Origin of the sequence: Nocardia sp. GTS18 (genome assembly GCF_013839555.1) — a bacterium.
Classification (GTDB): domain Bacteria; phylum Actinomycetota; class Actinomycetes; order Mycobacteriales; family Mycobacteriaceae; genus Nocardia; species Nocardia rosealba.
This window is the reverse complement of record NZ_JACBIU010000050.1, coordinates 1-18067: the sequence shown is the minus strand read 5'-3', so window position 1 is coordinate 18067 and position 18067 is coordinate 1. Positions and strand designations below refer to the sequence as shown.

14 protein-coding genes, 5 tRNA genes and 1 pseudogene are annotated in these 18067 nt (G+C 67.3%); 11 read left to right on the top strand and 9 right to left on the bottom strand.

All coding sequences use genetic code 11. The features are described from left to right. Nucleotides 1-120 precede the first annotated feature (120 nt). Nucleotides 121-1728: an AMP-binding protein gene (locus HYG95_RS23500; protein WP_181701116.1), complete on the top strand. Its 1608-nt coding sequence runs from the start codon at nucleotides 121-123 to the stop codon at nucleotides 1726-1728. Nucleotides 1729-2086: 358 nt separating this feature from the next. Here HYG95_RS23500 and HYG95_RS23495 read toward each other — a convergent pair whose 3' ends face one another. Further along, a complete protein-coding gene (locus HYG95_RS23495; RefSeq protein ID WP_370465900.1) occupies nucleotides 2087-3373 on the bottom strand; it encodes a salicylate synthase in 1287 nt (428 codons plus the stop codon). Nucleotides 3374-3565: 192 nt separating this feature from the next. On the opposite strand from HYG95_RS23495, the gene HYG95_RS23490 reads away from it, so the two are divergent. The 3 genes from HYG95_RS23490 (at nucleotide 3566) to HYG95_RS23480 (ending at nucleotide 7885) form a co-directional block, all read left to right on the top strand. Beyond that, nucleotides 3566-5992 (top strand): glycerol-3-phosphate 1-O-acyltransferase, encoded by a 2427-nt coding sequence (locus HYG95_RS23490; protein ID WP_181701112.1) that lies wholly within the window; start codon nucleotides 3566-3568, stop codon nucleotides 5990-5992. Beyond that, nucleotides 5989-7329, top strand: coding sequence for a 1-acylglycerol-3-phosphate O-acyltransferase (locus HYG95_RS23485; protein ID WP_181701110.1), 1341 nt, complete (start codon nucleotides 5989-5991; stop codon nucleotides 7327-7329). The genes HYG95_RS23490 and HYG95_RS23485 overlap by 4 nt, the downstream gene beginning before the upstream one ends. Nucleotides 7330-7444: 115 nt before the next feature. Beyond that, entirely contained in the window at nucleotides 7445-7885 is a 441-nt protein-coding gene (locus tag HYG95_RS23480) for a DUF6069 family protein (RefSeq protein ID WP_181701108.1), read from the top strand. Nucleotides 7886-7942: 57 nt separating this feature from the next. Here HYG95_RS23480 and HYG95_RS23475 read toward each other — a convergent pair whose 3' ends face one another. Both HYG95_RS23475 and HYG95_RS23470 read right to left on the bottom strand, forming a co-directional pair. Further along, nucleotides 7943-8704 (bottom strand): polyprenol monophosphomannose synthase, encoded by a 762-nt coding sequence (locus HYG95_RS23475; protein WP_220139754.1) that lies wholly within the window; start codon nucleotides 8702-8704, stop codon nucleotides 7943-7945. Nucleotides 8705-8788: 84 nt separating this feature from the next. Continuing rightward, nucleotides 8789-9472 carry a GAP family protein gene (locus HYG95_RS23470; RefSeq protein WP_181701106.1) on the bottom strand — a complete coding sequence of 228 codons (684 nt, stop codon included), beginning with the start codon at nucleotides 9470-9472 and terminating at the stop codon, nucleotides 8789-8791. 158 nt (nucleotides 9473-9630) lie between these two features. Here HYG95_RS23470 and HYG95_RS23465 point away from each other — a divergent pair, with 158 nt between their 5' ends. Genes HYG95_RS23465 through HYG95_RS23455 form a run of 3 tightly spaced genes read left to right on the top strand, consistent with a single transcriptional unit; the run spans nucleotide 9631 to nucleotide 12257 of the window. Beyond that, nucleotides 9631-9948 carry a hypothetical protein gene (locus tag HYG95_RS23465; RefSeq protein ID WP_181701104.1) on the top strand — a complete coding sequence of 106 codons (318 nt, stop codon included), beginning with the start codon at nucleotides 9631-9633 and terminating at the stop codon, nucleotides 9946-9948. Next, entirely contained in the window at nucleotides 9948-11222 is a 1275-nt protein-coding gene (locus HYG95_RS23460; protein ID WP_181701102.1) for a hypothetical protein, read from the top strand. The genes HYG95_RS23465 and HYG95_RS23460 overlap by 1 nt, the downstream gene beginning before the upstream one ends. 9 nt (nucleotides 11223-11231) lie before the next feature. After that, nucleotides 11232-12257 (top strand): hypothetical protein, encoded by a 1026-nt coding sequence (locus HYG95_RS23455; RefSeq protein ID WP_181701101.1) that lies wholly within the window; start codon nucleotides 11232-11234, stop codon nucleotides 12255-12257. 43 nt (nucleotides 12258-12300) lie between these two features. On the opposite strand, the gene HYG95_RS23450 is transcribed toward HYG95_RS23455, so the two are convergent. From HYG95_RS23450 to HYG95_RS23430, 5 genes are all read right to left on the bottom strand, one after another. Then, nucleotides 12301-12374: transfer RNA gene (locus HYG95_RS23450), tRNA-Asp, on the bottom strand. A 46-nt stretch (nucleotides 12375-12420) separates the two neighbouring features. Next, a tRNA-Phe gene (locus tag HYG95_RS23445) sits at nucleotides 12421-12497 on the bottom strand. A 58-nt stretch (nucleotides 12498-12555) separates the two neighbouring features. Then, nucleotides 12556-12629: transfer RNA gene (locus tag HYG95_RS23440), tRNA-Asp, on the bottom strand. Nucleotides 12630-12660: 31 nt separating this feature from the next. Next, nucleotides 12661-12733 (bottom strand) — tRNA-Glu (locus HYG95_RS23435). A 91-nt stretch (nucleotides 12734-12824) separates the two neighbouring features. Continuing rightward, nucleotides 12825-13496 (bottom strand): TetR/AcrR family transcriptional regulator, encoded by a 672-nt coding sequence (locus tag HYG95_RS23430; protein WP_181701100.1) that lies wholly within the window; start codon nucleotides 13494-13496, stop codon nucleotides 12825-12827. A 745-nt stretch (nucleotides 13497-14241) separates the two neighbouring features. Here HYG95_RS23430 and HYG95_RS23425 point away from each other — a divergent pair. Continuing rightward, nucleotides 14242-14317: transfer RNA gene (locus tag HYG95_RS23425), tRNA-Lys, on the top strand. A gap of 349 nt (nucleotides 14318-14666) precedes the next feature. Continuing rightward, complete coding sequence (locus HYG95_RS23420; protein WP_067492353.1) at nucleotides 14667-15623, top strand: acyl-ACP desaturase; 957 nt, start codon at nucleotides 14667-14669, stop codon at nucleotides 15621-15623. 61 nt (nucleotides 15624-15684) lie between these two features. On the opposite strand, the gene HYG95_RS23415 is transcribed toward HYG95_RS23420, so the two are convergent. Then, nucleotides 15685-16251, bottom strand: a complete 567-nt coding sequence (locus HYG95_RS23415; protein WP_181701099.1) for a hypothetical protein — start codon at nucleotides 16249-16251, stop codon at nucleotides 15685-15687. 186 nt (nucleotides 16252-16437) lie between these two features. Here HYG95_RS23415 and dusB point away from each other — a divergent pair, with 186 nt between their 5' ends. Further along, nucleotides 16438-17601, top strand: a complete 1164-nt coding sequence (dusB, locus tag HYG95_RS23410) for a tRNA dihydrouridine synthase DusB (RefSeq protein ID WP_181701098.1) — start codon at nucleotides 16438-16440, stop codon at nucleotides 17599-17601. Between the two features lie 170 nt (nucleotides 17602-17771). Then, nucleotides 17772-18067: pseudogene (locus HYG95_RS23405) on the top strand (hypothetical protein); the annotation flags it as partial.

Below are 18067 nucleotides of genomic sequence, written 5' to 3'. Positions count from 1 at the left end.
CCGGACGGATTCGATACTGCTCGCCGGCAGCCTACTCCACTGAGATAGGGTTGCCTAACCTATGGTCGAGCAACCCAGGTTCTCGGCCGCTTTGATCTGGATCGACCGGAGGGTACGACTGTGACTACGTCGACTAGCCATCGCGACGGCTACGTTCCGTTTCCCGAGGCGGCAGCGCAGGAGTACCGCACGGCGGGCTACTGGTCCGGGCGCACGCTCGGTGACCTGCTGCGCGACACCGCCCGCACCCAGCCGTCGAGCCCCGCGATCCTCAGCGACGCCGCCGTGCAGTCCTACGCCGAACTCGACGCCGCCGCCGACGCCATGGCCCACGGCCTGCTCGCCCTCGGTATCCGCCCCGGCGACCGGGTGATCGTGCAGTTGCCGAATATCCCCGAGTTCGCGACGGCCCTGTTCGGTCTCCTGCGGGCGGGCATCATCCCCGTACTCACCCTGCCCGCGCACCGCCGCGCCGAGATCGAGCACCTGGCGGCACTGTCGGAGGCCGTCGCCTACCTGATCCCGGATCGGCTCGGCGATTTCGACTACCGCGAGCTGGCCGCCACGGTGCGTGCCGCCGTGCCGAGCCTGGCGCATGTGCTGGTCGCGGGCGATCCCGGCGAGTTCCGGGCCCTCGATACCATTCCGGCGCAGGGTGATTCGCTGCCCGAGGTGGATCCCGCCGAGATCGCGGTGATGCTGGTTTCCGGCGGGACAACCGGCCTGCCCAAGCTCATCGCACGCACCCACGACGACTACGTCTACAACGCCACCGCGAGCGCGCAGGTGTGTGAGCTCACCACCGACGACGTGTATCTCGCGACTTTGCCTGCCGCACACAACTTCCCGCTCGCCTGTCCCGGCATCTTCGGTACCGTCGCCACCGGCGGGGCCGTCGCCTTCACCCTCGACCCGAGCCCCGAGGCCGCGTTCGCCGCCATCGAGAAGCATCGCGTCACCGTGAGCGCCGTGGTGCCGCCGCTCGCCCAGTTGTGGAGTGCCGCGGTGGATTGGGAGGACGCCGATTTGAGCTCGCTGCGGCTGCTTCAGGTGGGTGGTGCGCGGTTGGCCGAGGTGAATGCTCGTGAAGTGGAACCGGCGTTGCAGTGCCGGTTGCAGCAGGTGTTCGGGATGGCCGAGGGGCTGTTGAACTTCACTCGCCTCGATGACGCCGATGAACTGGTCTATACCACTCAGGGCAAGCCTCTCTCGCCTGGCGATGAGATCCGTGTGGTCGACGGTCAGGGTGAGGACGTGGCTCCCGGTGAGGAGGGGGAGCTGCTGACCCGCGGGCCCTACACCCTGCGTGGCTACTACCGTGCCCCCGAACACAATGCCCGCGCGTTCACGCCTGACGGGTTCTACCGCAGCGGTGACCTTGTCCGTCAGCTTCCCACGGGGCATCTGGTTGTCAGTGGGCGCATCAAGGATGTCATCAATCGTGGCGGTGAGAACATCTCTTGCGATGAGTTGGAGGAGCATCTGTTGGCTTATCCTGCCGTCCGCCATGCTGCGGCGGTGGGGCTGCCCGATCCGTCGCTCGGGGAGAAGGTTTGTGTGGTTTTGGTGGTGACCGGGGGTTTGCCGACGCTTCCTGAGTTGAAGATGTTTCTTACCGAGCGGGGTTTGGCTACTTACAAGCTGCCTGACTTGATTCGGCAGGCGGATTCGTTGCCGGTTACTGCTGTTGGCAAGATTGATAAGAAGGCGCTGCGGGCTAGTTTGTAGGGGGCTTACGGCAGTCGAGTGCGGGTACCTGCCGGACTCGGGTGCCGTGCGGAACTGCCTTGGTGTTTTGTGCACCACGGAGGTATTGGGCTGTGTTTTTGGAGCGCTGGCGCGCTCGAGCGCGGCCCCTGAGGGGCCGCGCGAACAGCGCTCGAGACTCGCGCCTGCGGCGCATGCGCTTCGAGCGCTGTTCGCGCGGCCGGGCCGCTGCGCCGCTTCGCGGCGGACCCTCCTCGAGGTCGGGTCGTGCGGGGTTGGGGATGCGGTCATGGCGGACTGGCTGGAATGCGGTTGGGGGCGTGTGTCACTCGGGTGTGCCCTCTGCCGCGCTCCCAGCGCACGTGGCGCGACTTCTAGCTCACGCCTTCACCACATAAGGTGCGACGCTTCCCAACTTCTCGCAGGTTTCCTCGAACTCTCGTTCCGGGCGGGACTGGCCGACGATCCCGGCCCCGGCACGTAACCACGCCCCTTCGCCGGTTTGGTAGATCGCTCGCAGAACCAGTGTCGCCTCGAGTGCGCCGGTTGGTGAAACACACACCACTGCGCCGGAATACAGCCCGCGCTCGGCGTGGTCGTTGCGGAAGACGGAGTCGACGCCTGCCTGCTTCGGGATGCCGGAGGCGGTGACGGACGGGAACAGCACTTCCAGCGCGTCCCAGGCGGTGCGTTCGGGAGCGAGTTCGCCGCGGACGGTCGACGCGAGGTGCTGCACGCTGCCGCGTTCGCGCACGGCCATGAAGTCCGAGACCGCTGTGGTACCGGGTACCGCCACCTCAGCGATCTCGGCGAACGACGTCTGAACCGAGATAGCGTGTTCGACAATTTCTTTCGGGTCGGCCAGCAGGTCTACCCGGGCCGCGCTGTCCGCTTCGGCGCCGAGCCCGAAGGCTCGGGTACCGGCGAGGGGTTCGGTCGTGACCACCCGGTCGTCGTCGACCGAGGCCACCAGCTCGGGACTGAATCCGGCCGCTTCGAGACCGCCTAGGCGCAGCAGGAAGGAGCGGGCGGGGGTGTTGTTGGCTCGGCCGAGGCGGTAGGTGGCAGGTACGTCGACAGCGAAGGGTAGTGCGACCTTGCGCGACAGGATGACCTTTTGGTAGCTGCCGGAACGGATTTCCTCGACGGCGGTGGCCACCCGATCCTGGTATCCGGTGATGTCGGGCCGCACGTCGACCGGATGTGCCGAAGGTAGCTCGGCTCCCTGGGAGGCCGCGATCAGGTCGTGGATGTCGCACATTTCGGCAGGGGTGGCGCCGCTGATCCGCACACCGTCGGCGTCGATGCGCACCTCGATGCGGGGGATCATCAGGTTGGCCAGCGAGGTCAGCGGGTTGAGATAGCCGGTGGCGCCGAGCGAATAGGCACAGAATTCGAAACCGATCCAGCCGTAGGCGTTGCGGCCGTCCAGGGGCAGGCTCGCCAGGGCTGCGTCGACGGCGGCGGCCGGTCTGCCGGTCCACGCGCGGGCGGTGGTCTGCCCACCCCAGGTGGTGCGCAGTTCGTTGGCGTCGAGTTCGACGCTGCCGAGTGGGTCGGCGGCAAACACCCAGGCACCGGGCTGTTCGTACATCACGTACTCGCCGAACCGATCGGCCGAGGCCAACCACGACATCGCTGCCGCCGGATCGGTCACATATTCCACCCGTGTGGGCTGTTCCGTCGACGACACCGATCCTCCAAGGTAAAGCTGACCTAATTTAGCGTGGTTAGGTTAGCATTACCTCCAGGTTTTGCTACCCGTGTGCGGGGTAACCTTGCCCACTCCTTGTCACCCGCGAACGCGCTGTCGGCGAAGTTCGGTGCGCTACGGCGAATCTGCGGCTTCAATGGAGAGATGATCGACAACGATGGGCGGCCCACGCGCACGACTCCGCAGGCGGACTCGGTAGTCGCCCTGGTCGACGCGGCCTCCGGCGTGGAGCGCGAAGTGATCGGCGCCTGGATCGCCGCGGGCGGGCTGGCGGGTGAGATCGATTCCGCCGCACCCGTCACGCAGGTGGATCTCGATGCCAAAGCCCTGATCAAACGGTTGGTGAACCGCCGCGACGACCCGCTGGTCGTGCCGGTCCGGGTGCTGTGGCTGCCGCCCGAGCGCGACGGCGTGCGCCGGGTGACCTTCGCCGACCTGGCCATGCTCACCAATCCGCGCAAGCCGAACCGCCTGGTGCAGCGCCGCCTGCTGCGCACCCACCCCGACCGCCACCAGGTGCTGGTCGGCGCGCCGGCGCGGCTGAGCGAGCTGCGCACCAACTATCCGGAGGCCGCCGCGCTGCTGCGGTCGGGCTCACCCGACGCCTTCGCCCGCTCGGTGCTGCGCGCGGCGGTCGTCGCGCTCGAACGCGCGGAACGCACCGTCATCGGCGACCGCTACAAGGTGCCGCAGCTGGTGGCCGAGGAAATCCTCGACTCACCGGAATTCCAGCGCAAGCTCGACTACATCGCCGACGAGTTCGGCTCCGATCCCGCCCACGTCCACCGCAGCGCGGAGAAGGCGCTGCGCGAGCTGGTCGCCGCGCAGAGCAGGCTGGTGTCGGATCTGTTCACCCAGGCCATGCGCCCGGTGCACGCCTCGACCTGGAAGGTCGACACCGACCTCGGCGGCCTGGACGCCCTGCGCTCGCTCAACCGCAAGTACCCGCTGGTCTTCCTGCCCTCGCACCGCTCGTATGTGGACGCCTTCGTCCTCGGCGACGTGCTGGCCCGCAACGACTTCCCACCCAACCACGTGATCGGCGGGGCGAACCTGAACTTCTGGCCGATGGGCCCGATCGCCCGGCGCACCGGCACCGTGTTCATCCGGCGCAGCTTCGGCGACGACGAGGTGTACAAGGCGGTGGTCGAGGAGTACTTCGCCTATCTGCTGTCCAAGCGGTTCAATATGGAGTGGTACTTCGAGGGCGGCCGGACCAGGACCGGCAAGCTGCGCCCACCCAGGTACGGCTTGCTGAATTACCTTGCGGCGGCGGTGCGTTCGGGCCGTGTCGAGGACGTGATGCTGGTGCCGGTGTCGATCACCTACGAGCGGCTCAACGAGCTCGGCGCCATCGCCAGCGAGCAGGCAGGCGGCAAGAAGAAGCCGGAGGGAATCGCGTGGCTCGCCAGATACGTTCGTAGTCAGCAGCATTCGGCCGGTCGGGTGTATGTCCGCTTCGGCGAGGCGATTTCGGCGCGCGAACGGCTGGGCACCCATGGTGACCCACTCGGCGAGCGTCCCGAGACCATTCCGCTGCACGACACCGCTACCGGTGCCACCAAGGTGCCCGACGAATCGGCGCTGAGCGAGACCGAACGCAAAGCCGTGCAGCGCTTGGCCTTCGACGTGGCGGTGCGGATCAACACGGTCACCCCGATCACCGTCAACGCCCTGGTCACTTTGGCACTGCTCGGCGTGCACGAACGCGCGCTGACGCTGGGCCAGGTGCGCACCGTGCTCGACCCGGTCCTCGGCTATATCGATCGGCGCGGCCTGCCCGCGGGTGAGTTGTCCAAGCTGCGCGACGAGCAGGGCCTGCAGGTCGTCCTCGAACAGCTCGCGCTGGCCGGGGTGGTCACCGTGTATCGCGGCGGGCTGGAACCGGTGTACTCCATCGAACCCGGCGCCCATCTCGAGGCGGCGTTCTACCGCAACAGCGCGGTGCACTGGTTCGTGAACCGGGCCATTCTCGAGCTGGCCGCGCTCACCGCCGTCGAACAGCCGGGCGACGACCCGCTCCGCGCGGCGTGGCGGGCCGCGTTCGCGCTGCGTGATCTGCTCAAATTCGAATTCTTCTTCCCCGAACGCGAGGAGTTCGCCGACCAGATCATCGAAGAGGTGCGCGTGATCGTCCCCGAGTGGGACGAGAACACCCCCGACGACCGCCTCGATCAGCAGTTCCTCAGCGCGCTCACCGAGTCGGGCTTCGTCATGGCGCACCGCGTGCTTCGCTCGTTCTTCGACGCGCAACTGGTGGTGGCCGAACGGCTCGTCGACCGCCCGGCCGACGCCGTCATCGACCGCAAGGAATTCATCGACGAATGCGTCGCCGTCGGCAAGCAGATGCTGTTGCAGCAGCGGCTGCACAGTCCCGAATCGGTGTCGACGGAATTGTTCACCAGCGCATGGAAATTGGCGGACAACCACAACCTGATCGCCCCCGCCGAGCCCGGTGGCGAGGACGACCTGATCGCGCGCCGCAACGAATTCGCTCAGCAGTTACGTGATCTCGGCGAGCGGATCGCCCGGGCCGCCTCGCTCGACCCGTCGAATCGGAACTCACTGTGAGCGGCATCGACGACGCGGTCGCCGCGATTCGAACCGGTCCACAGGGCGAGCGGGTGCTCGCCGTCTTCGACACACGAGCCGTGATCGACGCATTGCCCCGAAAGAGACTGCCGGGCAGAGCTCTCCGGCGTGGTGATGCTCGGCGGAATGCGATGCTGACCGGCTTCCGGCGGGACCATCGGCGATTTCTCCATGAAGCCGAACGGGCGTGGGCCGGTGCGCCGGAAGCGGAACTGGAGAAACTGGGTCGCGGGGTTTTCCGCAAGGAGATGTACGGCCGGATCTTTCCCGAAGCCTGGCGGCTGATTCGCGAACACCGATCTGCCGGGCACACAGTTGTTTTGGTCAGCGAGCTGCCCGTGTACCAGTTGGGCCCCTTCGCCGAACTACTCGGCATCGACAACGTGCTGTGTACAAAGTTCGCCACCGACAACGGAATTCTCACCGGTCAGCTCGAAGGACCGCCACTGTGGGGCACCGAGAAAGCCGAAGCGGTAGGCGAATTCGCGGCAGCGCGGAACTGCGAGATCGGTTATGTCTACGCCGATACTCCCGCCCTGCTCGAATCGGCGGGCATCGGGTCGGTCGACCCGAATACATTCCAGCCGCGCACAGCGCCGAGCCCGATCGACTACGCCCGCACCGTCCTGGCCTTCGTCGCTCTCGTCGCCGGTGCCCTGACCGGCGTGGTCCGCAAGTCCTACACCCGCGACCGCCAGGCCATGGCCGACGCCCTCATGCACGACGGGACCACTGCCACCCTGCGAACCCTCGGCGTCGAGCTGCGCGTGGTCGGTGCCGAGAACGCCCGTGCCCCACGGCCCGCCGTGTTCCTGTTCAACCATCAGAGCCAGTTCGACGTCATCATCGTCCCCAAGGTGCTCGACGGTGGAGTCACCGGCATCGGTAAGAAGGAACTGCGGTCACACCCCCTCTTCGGGCCGCTCATGCGGTTCGTCGGGGTCACCTTCATCGACCGTTCCGATACCGAACGCGCGAAAGCGGCGCTGGCACCGGTCGTTTCGACGCTGCGCGAAGGCCTGTCGATCGCCGTCGCCCCGGAAGGCACGCGCTCGTACACCCGCGGGCTCGGCCCGTTCAAGAAGGGTGCCTTCCACATCGCCAAGCAGGCGGGCGTTCCGGTGATCCCGATCGTCATCCGCAACGCGGGCGACATCGCCTGGCGCGACTCACCCATCGCCCGAAGCGGTGTCGTCGATGTGGCGATTCTGCCGCCGATCGATGTGTCGACGTGGAACCCGGCCGCGATGGACGAGGAGATCGAAGAAGTCCGCAGGCTCTACGAGCGCACCCTGCTGAACTGGCCGAGCGCCTGACAGCCCACCCTCTCGGCATGTGACCAGGGTCTCAGGCAGATGGCGCCGCCCGCCCTTGACCTAAACCATTCTTCAGGTTTGAAGATTGTGTCACCACCGAATGAGGGAGAACATCATGACCACCGCAGTCGCCAACGCAACCACCACCCGCACCCTGCCCGCCCTGAACCGCCCCGTCGCCGTGCTGGGCGCCGTGGCCGCCGCCCTGGTGGTGAACCTGATCATCTGGGGAATCGGCGAGGCAGCGGGCGGTTCGTTCACCACGACCACCGACGGCAAGGTCTCCGACGTCGCTCCTGGCGGGGTGATCCTGATGTCGGTGGTTCCGCTGCTGATCGGACTGACCGCCGCGGTGCTGATCTCCTACAAGTGGACCGGGGTGCTGCGAGTCGCCGCCGTCGTCGGCTCGGTGCTGTCGATCGCGACCATCGGCATGACATTGACCGCCGGCTTCGACACCGCCTCCACCATCGCCCTGTCGCTGATGCACGTGGTGCTGGTGCCGGTCATGGTGATCGCGCTGGAAGGCGTGCGCCGCCACATCGCCGAGCAGTGACACACAGCGAAAAGGCCCGGCCGGGAACGTTCCCGGCCGGGCCTTTTCGCGTGTGGTCTAGACAGAACGGCCGAACAGGAGCTTCCACGGCATGAGTGCCGATTCGAGTTGCACCTTCAGGCTCATCTTCGACGCGCCGACCGTGCGCTCCTCGAAACGGATCGGCACCTCGGCGATGGTGTAGCCACGCTTGATGGCGCGGTAGTTCATCTCCACCTGGAACGAGTAACCGTTGCTGCGGATGGAGGCCACGTCGATGGCGCGCAGGGTATCGGCCTTCCACGCCTTGAAACCGGCGGTCGCGTCCTTCACGCCCAGGCGCAGAATCAGGTTCACGTAGAAGTTGGCCCAGGCCGAGAGGGCCTTGCGGTACCACTTCCACTCCTCGGCGGTGGAGCCGCCGGGAACGTAGCGGGAGCCGAGCACCACGCCGACGTCCTCGGAGTTCAGCTTCTCGAGCATGGCCGGGATCACCTCGGCCGGGTGCGAGAGGTCGGCGTCCATCTGGATCACCACGTCGGCGCCGTCGGCCAGGGCCTGGGTGATGCCGGCGATGTAGGCGCGGCCGAGGCCGTCCTTCTCGGTGCGGTGCAGCACGCTCACCACGTTCGGCAGCTCGGCGGCCAGTTTGTCGGCCACCTCGCCCGTGCCGTCGGGTGAGTTGTCGTCCACCACCAGCACGTGCAGATCGGGCACCGGCAGCGCCGTCAGCCGCTCCACCGCCACCGGCAGATTTTCCCGCTCGTTGTAGGTCGGCACAACAACGGTAACCCTCAAGGGTCGCCCTCCCTGCTCACCTGGTAACGCCCGGCGGCCCAGGGTGCGGGCGCCGAGGCACGTCATCGATTCGTTATGACCGTACTCGATAGACCTGACGTGTTCCTGAGCGGCCGCCCGGGGCCCTCACCACAGCTGCCCGGCGTGGACCAGCGCGTCGACGACGAGCACGACACCGAACACGACGAAAAGGACACGGACCACCGGCGGTCCGTACCGGGTCACGCCACGCACGAGCATCCGGTACATCCGCCGTGCCCCAGGGGTTCTGCGCAGCGCCAGCGCGAGCACGACCAGCGGCAGCACCAGCGCCACGAGGCAGTAGGCGGCCACCAGCGCCGGCCAGCTCGCGGGCAGCGGACGCTGCGCGGAAATCAGGGCGAGCGCGGCCAGATAGGGCACCGAGGTCGGCACCTTCGCCAGACCGAGGGTGAAACCGATCACCCCCATCAGCCACGGGTACTTGCGCACCGGCTCGACCCACCGGCCGCCCGGTGCCGCACCCGCGTCGACCGGAATCGCCGCCACCGCGATCAGGACGAGCCCGATCACCAGCTCACCCCAGTAGCGCAGGGTGGGGGTGAGGTCGAAGTCGAGCAGGCGGACGAGGAAGTCGATACCGAGCACCGTCGCGACGCCGAACAGCACCGATACCGCGAAGACACCGCCGAGGAAACTCAGCACACCGACCAGCGGCGAACGCCTGGCCAGCCTGCTGTCGGCGACCACGGCGGTGGTGATCGCCACCAGCAACACGTCGAGCGCGTCCAGCAGGGCGAACCCGAGCAGCGTGAGCAGGAGGACAGCCATCGCGGCCGACCCTACCGGTCGGTCAGCTCGGCGCCGACCAGGGGATTCTCGAGAACCGGGTGGCCAAGAGTTTCGGACGCCCCCATGAACGGCCCCAGGTGGTTACGCTTTTCAGTGCCGGCAGCGCCGGGATCCGCGATCGTGAAGGGGCAGACATCGTGGCAGAAATGTCATTCGACCCGTCAGCGCTCGACGCTTATCAGCGTGCGGCAGCTCGGGTTTCCGAACTACTTGGCACCGCGGCCACCCAGACGACCACCGCGGCGGGCGTCGATCTTTCCGGATTGGGCGTGCTCGGACGCGAATTCGCCGCCGCATGGACCCAGGCGGCGGGCGCGCACGCCTCGACCCTGAGCACGGCCGGGAATCTCGTCACCGCCTACCAGGACATCCTGGCCCGGTTCGGCGAAGACGTCACCGGCGTCGACACGGATGTGGCCGCCGGTCTGCGCGCGGTCGAGAACGAGGTGGCCTGATGCGCACGAAATCGCTCGTCACCGAGAACACTCTCAGCACCATCACCCCCGAAGAGGCCGAGGCCAAGATCGAACCGGTGATCGCGCTGCTCGAGGTGCCGCTGCTGGAATTACGGAAGGCGCTGGGCACCAACACCTCCGCCGATCCCGATCCCGCCGTGGTCACCGCGCTGACCTCCGCCTCGGCCGCGACCACGGCCACCGAGGACCCGCACCGGCTCGGCCTCTACGCGCTCGAGTCCACCGACACCGCCGCGCCCGCGACTCCGGCGCTGCGCCGGACCGCCACCGAGGTGTCGGCCGCGGCCGATCGGGGTGAGCGGCTCAGTACCCTGCTCGGCCAGGCGCATACGACGCAGGCGAACGCGGCCGCCAAGGTGGACGCGATCATCGCGGAGTTCCGGCGCAAGGCCAAATCCGCCGCACCCGCCGTGAACAGCAACAATCTCGACGCCATCGTCGAGCTCGCCGAGGAGGCGATTCAGGAGGCCGTGGGCGTGGTCGGTGCGGCCAGCACCGAGATGGACCAGCACACCCGCGACACCCAGGGGCTCACCAGCGATCTCGGCGGGACCAACGGGGTGACGGTGCCGCCAGGGGCGACCGAGGTCGCGCCGGGGGTGTACGTGCTCGGCACCGGCGGCACCGACACCTCCACCTGGAACGACGAGAAGACGACCGACCCGGCGGTCGCGGCGCAGATCGCGTTGCAGGAGGCCCTGATCGACGGCGGTGTGAGCCTCGGTACGGCGGCCATCGATGCCGGTGTCAGCTTCGGCACGCACCTCATCGACAAGATCGCCGAAGTCGCCATGCACGGCATCGACAAGGGCGCAGAGCTGGCGACGACCGGCATCGACACCCTGGCGGCGGGGATGGACGGTACGGCGGACACCCCAGCCAACACCGCGCCCGCGACGACCGCGCCCGGCACCAATGGCGCTGGTAACAGCGGCAATTCGAATACGTTGTTCGGCGGTCTCGGCGGCAACTCCGGTGGCACGAACCCGGGTGGTTCCGGTGGTGCGAACTCCGGTGGCGCGAACTCCGGTGGTGTGGCGCCGAAGCCGGAGGCCCCCGCACCCGCGCCGACCAATCCGACGCCCAAACCCGAAGCACCACAGCAGGCCCCGTTCCAGCAGGCACCCGCACAGCCGCCGATGCAGGGCGGGGTGATTCCACCCGCCGCGCGCCCGCAACAGGATCAGGAGAGCGAACGACCGTCGAACGCCCCCAAACACGGGCAACCCGGAGTTGTCCCGGCGAACGCCTAGGCCGCGCGCATGGACAACCCGTTCGGTGCCTACTTCTCGTCGCCGGACGCCACCGGGCGCCGTCGTCCGCAGGGTAAACGACGGCGCAGGCGGCGGCGCGAGGCCGAGCCGCAGACCATCGGGACCAACCCGGAGATGTGGCCGCCGCCGGAACCGGAACCGTTCACCGACGCCCCGGCGCCGCCGCTGCCGCCCGAACCCGTCTACCGCCACCCCGACGAGGACGACGACGGGTTCACCGGCGACTGGAACGACTGGACCGACGCCGACATCCCCGTCGAACCGGTCCGCCACGACGATGTGGATTGGAACGACTGGGCGACGACGACCGCCACCGAGCAGAGCGGCGACCACGTGGAGATGCCGGTGTTGCCCAAGCTCAAGGACTTCGGCGGCGGCGGCACCATCGCGCGCAGGCCACGCAAGAACTACAACGACGAACGCTACGACGACGGCGAGGGCCGCACGAAGGCCGCCGCCGCGATCAAGGGCGTGGTCGGCGCACTGCTGTTCGTCGTGCTGCTCGGCGTGGCCGCCACCATCTTCCTCGGCCCGGGCGACCAATCCGCCTCGGGCACAAAGCAAGCCGGGCTGTCGAACATCACAGCTCCCACCTCGAGCACCACACCACCGTTGCCCGCGCACGCGCTCCCCGGCTGCGAGGAGTTCCGCACCACCTCCATCACGGTGAGCGCCGAACGCGGCGACGCGAGCTCACCGCAGGGCGCCATCCTCGGTTTCGAGTACAGCTATTACGTCGACCGCGACGCCGCCAAGGCCAGGTCCTTCGTCACCGACAACGCCCACGTCGGCGACGAGGCCGCCCTGGCCGCGGGCATCGCCACCCTGCCACCGGACATCAAGTACTGCATCCACATCACCCGGGGCGATTCCACCGATACGTCCATCTGGCACGTCACGATCCATCAGCAGTGGCCCGGCGACACCGCCATCGAGAAGGTGCACCAGACCATCAAGACCACCGAGATCTCGACCGGCCGCTACCGCATCACCAGCATCGATCACCGCCGTTGACGCGAAAATCCCCCGCACCGACCGGTACGGGGGATTTCTCGTGCGACCCTGACGGGACTCGAACCCGCGACCTCCGCCGTGACAGGGCGGCGCGCTAACCAACTGCGCCACAGGGCCTTGCTCTTACAAAAATCCCCTCCACCAGGTGCTGGCGAGGGGATTGTGGTGGCCAGGGCCGGGATCGAACCGGCGACCTTCCGCTTTTCAGGCGGACGCTCGTACCAACTGAGCTACCTGGCCGCAGGCACCCGTACGGAATGCCATACGCGAAGCGCCGGATTGCTCCGGCGCTTACTTGCGACCCTGACGGGACTCGAACCCGCGACCTCCGCCGTGACAGGGCGGCGCGCTAACCAACTGCGCCACAGGGCCTTACTTTTCCTACTCTACAGTCCGAAGACTGTACCCCCTACGGGATTCGAACCCGCGCTACCGCCTTGAAAGGGCGGCGTCCTAGGCCGCTAGACGAAGGGGGCTCGTTCCGAATCTCTCCGGGGCGGCTTCAACGTTTCCGTTGGGAGCTCGCATAGCTTATGACACCTCGGTGCGCTCTTCCAAATCGCCTGGTCAGGCGCCCAAACCGAGGTCGTCCAGGCGGGCTTGGGCACGCCAGCCGTCGGTGCGGAAGTGCTGTATCCACAGCGGCGTCGCCATGGCCTCGACGATCACCTCGAGCACCTCGGCGAAGCGGGCACGCAGATCGGCGGCCGAACCGGTACTGATCGGGTCGACGAGATACCGCTGACCCGCGAGCGCCGCGGCGAGGGTTCTGGTGAACCGGTCGGGGTCGGCGTCGGCGCGCAGCTGACCGTCGTCGATGGCGCGCACCGCGAGCACCCGGGTGGCCCGGCCGAGAATGCGGCCACCGCCGTTGCCCGCGTCGCGATGGAAGTCGGGTTCGATCACCAGGCGGTACTCGGCCTGCACGATGGTGTCGTGCTCGAGCCGCAACGCGATCTCGTCGACCATGCCGTGCAGCACGTCGAGCGGGCCGAGGTCGGTGCGGGCCAGCCAGCGCTCCGCGCACAGCCGGTACCGCTCGACCGCGGTGTCGAGCACCGCGCGTGCGAGGTCTTCCTTGGAGTCGAAATGGAAGTACATCGCACCCTTTGTCGCGCGCGAACCTTCCAGAATGCGGTTGAGCGATGCCGCGGCATACCCGCTCTTCCCGAACTCGACGGCCGCGGACTTGATTATCGCGGCGCGTGTGCGGCGCGCCCGCTCTTGCTGCCGTGCCATGCTCGAAACGCCTCCGAACCTTCTCGTCGCCGCCGATCAATGACAGACCTGCGGCGCGAATTGTGGTTATTTTTCATACTTTTGGTATGTAAACTCGCCGAATGCCGGTACCCCTCCGGCTGGTATAGTTCGCCGGCCCGGGTGCGCCACAGGGGGTGCACACTCGGGCTCAATACCTGTGAGAACCGCCTCCTCCTGCGGTAGCGACTGCCCCTTTGCGAGGAGTTCGCGCGCCTTCGCGTTCACCCCGGCACATCGAACTCCCGATGAATTCCGCGACACCGCACCCACCACCGGGCGCCGGAAAGTGCGGCCCCGGTGATTGTTTCGAAATTCACCAGGTAATCACCGTACCCGCATTCCCCGAACGGCAACATACGAATGGGACACCCGGTCCGTTTTTCCGGACAGGCAAACCGGGCGCAACCGTGAGCCGCGGCGCCGAATGCGAAAACCGCACTCGCACAGCATTGTTGGCCTGTCCAGCGCCCCCCTGCGGCGCACTCGCGGACACCGGTATCACCCCACACTCTCCTGCTGCTCGAAACCTGTTGACCCACAACACTATTCGATGACACGTCTCGACGGGAAGTGGGAACGGCGATGCGCTCCAGCCCGTCAGCACGGCATCGCGCCGAGGCACGCCGCCGTTACCGGTGCCGACCGGTCCCGATGCGCCGGGAACCGGGCTGATCGGGGACACTATTCGGCGTCGCGGCGCGGTGTCGGTTAGACTCCGCTGCGCGCCCCTTTAGCTCAGTTGGTAGAGCTGGTGACTTTTAATCACTAGGTCGTAGGTTCGAGTCCTACAGGGGGCACCATCACTTCACCGTGACCACTGTCACGTGGCACTTGCCGGCCGCGCCGGAAGAGCCGGTCGTCATGGCCCCTGAACAGGCGAACGACCTCGCCGACAGCACTTCCCGCCGCCGCGACACCGAGAGTTCACCCGGTGGGCGCTAACGCCGCCGCCACTACAGCGATAGTCCCTACGCTGCGGACCGAAGACCTAGACTCGTCATTACGTCCTACCGGCAGCTGCCGATGTTGTGGCGTTGTTCAACTTCATCGGCTTTACGCTCAGTTGCGTTTCGCATCACACCTACGGTGCCGTAAGGTATGGCCGCATCGCGACGTTCGACCGCAAGCACGACAGCGAAGGGTTTTTACATGGCAAGGGATCTGACTCAACTCGAACTGCTCACGGAGTTGGAGCCGGTTGCCGAGGAAAACGTCAACCGGCACCTGTCGCTGGCCAAGGAATGGCATCCGCACGACTACGTCCCGTGGGACGAGGGCCGCAACTTCGCCGCCATGGGCGGCATCGACTGGGATCCTGAGCAGTCCAAGCTCAGCGAGGTGGCCAAGGCCGCCATGATCACCAACCTGCTCACCGAGGACAACCTGCCGTCCTACCACCGTGAGATCGCCGAGAACTTCTCCCAGGACGGCGCCTGGGGCACCTGGGTCGGTCGCTGGACCGCCGAGGAGAACCGCCACGGCATCGTGATGCGTGACTACCTGGTGGTCACCCGTGGCGTCGATCCGGTGGCCCTCGAGAACGCCCGCATGATCCACATGACCAACGGGTTCGCCTCCCCCACCGAGGTGGACGCCGGCTTCCTGCACTCGGTCGCCTACGTGACCTTCCAGGAACTGGCCACCCGCGTGAGTCACCGCAACACCGGCAAGGTGTGCGACGACCCGATCGCGGACCGCATGCTGCAGCGCGTCGCCGCCGACGAGAACCTGCACATGATCTTCTACCGCAACCTCTGCGGCGCGGCGCTCGACCTGTCGCCCGACCAGGCGATCGAGGCGATCTCGCTGATCGTGGAGAACTTCCAGATGCCCGGCGCCGGGATGCCCAACTTCCGGCGCAACGGCGTACTGATGGCCAAGCACGGCATCTACGACCTGCGCCAGCACCTCGAAGAGGTCGTGCAGCCGGTGCTCAAGAAGTGGAACATCTTCGAGCGCACCGACTTCACCGCCCGCGGCGAGGCCACCCGCGAGCGCCTGGGCGACTTCCTGGAGAAGCTGAGCCAGGACGTCGTCAAGTTCGAGGAGCAGCGCGACCGCATGCTCGCTCGCGAAGCCAAGAAGCGCGAGATGGCCAGCGTCTAGAGCTCACGAAAAAGCGCCGCCCACCGGGATCCCGGTGGGCGGCGCTTTTTCGTACAGCCGGTTACTTCATCGGCAGGGCACCGTCGGCGCTGCCGACATCGGTGATCTTCCAGTCCTGCCCCGCATCGACGGTGATGTTGTAGGTGACGGTGTTGCGCAGGCCGTCGGGGTTCTGCGCGTTGGTGGTGCTCACGTCGACGAACGCGGCGACCTTGTACACCTGGCCCTCGCGCTCGAGCACCTTCGCGGTGATCGGGGTGGCGGTGGAGGCCCAGCGCAGCGGGACGACGATGTCCTCGAGCTTGTCGCCGGTGACGTCGAACTTGCCCGCGAGCTCGGTGGACGTGCCCGCCTTGAGCTTGGCCACCCAGGCGTCGACGTCCTGGTAGTTCAGCGTCGCCGAGCCGACGGAGTAGTCCAGGGCGATCTGTTCGGCCTTCGCGTCGTCGGCGGCCTCGGCACGCAGGTCCGAGACATCCGAGCGCGCCGAGCCGTACAGCATGCCGAGCACGACGGCGGCGACGGCGAGCACGGCGATGGCGGCACCGCCGATCAGCGACGAGACACTGATCGCCACGGTCGCCTTACCGGGCGCGGCGGGGGTGGTGGTCGTGGCGTCTTCGGCCATGGGGGTCTTCTCCGATGATGTGGGGACAGCACGCCGCCGGACGCGGCAAAGCACAGGCTACTGAGGCGAAGGACATATCCCGAACGTCGAGTACCACATAAATGCCGTCGAAGCTTTGTGGAGTGGCCCGTGACCCGGCCGAAGACGCCGGTACGCGAGATCGATCACATCCGGGTGGATGCGAGAATGGCAGACGTGACTATCACGATGCCCCAGGCACCGACCACGCTGCGGATCGGGCCCTACCCGGTCGATCCGCCCGTCGTGCTCGCACCCATGGCGGGCATCACCAACCTGGCCTTCCGCAAGCTGTGCCGCGAATTCGGCAGCAAGACCGCCATCTACGTCTGCGAGATGATCACGGCCCGCGCGGTGGTCGAGCGCAACGAGAAGACGCTGCACATGATGTCGTTCGACGCCGACGAGCATCCGCGCTCGATGCAGCTCTACGGTGTCGACCCGAAGACGCTCGGCGAGGCCGTTCGCATCGTCGTCGGTGAGGGCTGGGCCGACCACATCGACCTGAATCTCGGCTGCCCGGTTCGCAAAGTCACCCGGCTCGGTGGCGGTTCCGCCCTGCCCTACAAGCGCAGGCTGTTCGCCAATATCGTCAAGGAGATGGTGAAGGCCGCCGAACCGGCGGGCGTGCCGGTGACGTTCAAGTTCCGCATCGGCATCGACGACGAGCACCACACCTACCTCGACACCGGCCGCATCGCCGAGGCCGAGGGGGCCGCCGCCGTCGCCCTGCACGCCCGCACCGCATCGCAGCTGTACTCCGGCACGGCCGACTGGTCGGCCATCGCCCGGCTCAAGGACGCCGTCACCACCATCCCCGTGCTCGGCAACGGCGACATCTTCACCGCCGACGACGCGCTGCGCATGATGAACGAGACCGGGTGCGACGGTGTGGTCGTCGGGCGTGGTTGCCTCGGCAGGCCGTGGCTGTTCGCCGAGCTCAGTGCCGCGCTGCGCGGCGAACCGATCCCCGAGGGCCCGACCCTCGGTCGCGTCGGCGAGATCCTGATCCGCCACGCCACCCTGCTCGCCGAACACGACGGCGAGGACAAGGCGATGCGCGATATCCGCAAGCACATGGCCTGGTACCTGATGGGCTTCCCGGTCGGCTCGCAGCTGCGCCGCAGCTTCGCCACCGTGTCGGCGCTGAGCCAGATCGAGGACCTCGTCGCACAGCTCGATCCGGACGTGCCCTTCCCCACCGACGCCCTCGGCCCGCGCGGTCGCCAGGGCTCGCCGCAGACCAAGGTCGTGCTGCCCGACGGGTGGCTCGACGACCCCGAGGACGACACCGTGCCCACCGCCGCCGATGTGATGCACAGCGGAGGGTAAAGCTTCGGCGCTGGTCAGCGCGTCGCAACCGGATTCCGTGCGAATCTGTTGTGCACTGGAGTGGCTACTCGTGGCGGAATCGTTATCATTGCGGACATCGTTCGGCTCCGGTTCGACCGAGCAGCCGAACGATGACGCGTATGCGGCAGATAGAGAAGTGAGGTTCGCTGGTGGGTGACGATCGGCGCGGGCGTACGCCCCGGCCCGGAGGTCGCGCCCCGTGGGAGCGCTATCCGGCTGCCGAACCGCCCGCACAGAAGGACACCGGTTCCCGCCGATCCCGGCACGCCGACGCCGATCCCGACGCGGCCCCGCTCACCGTCCAGGACCTCGTCGACCGGGTCGACAGCGAACGAACCAAACGCAGCCGCCGCGCCCCCGCCGATCCATCGGGTACTTCCCGCGCGGGCCGCGTCGGGATCGGCGTCGGCGTGCCGGGATCGGCGGGAACCGGTGTCCTTCTGTG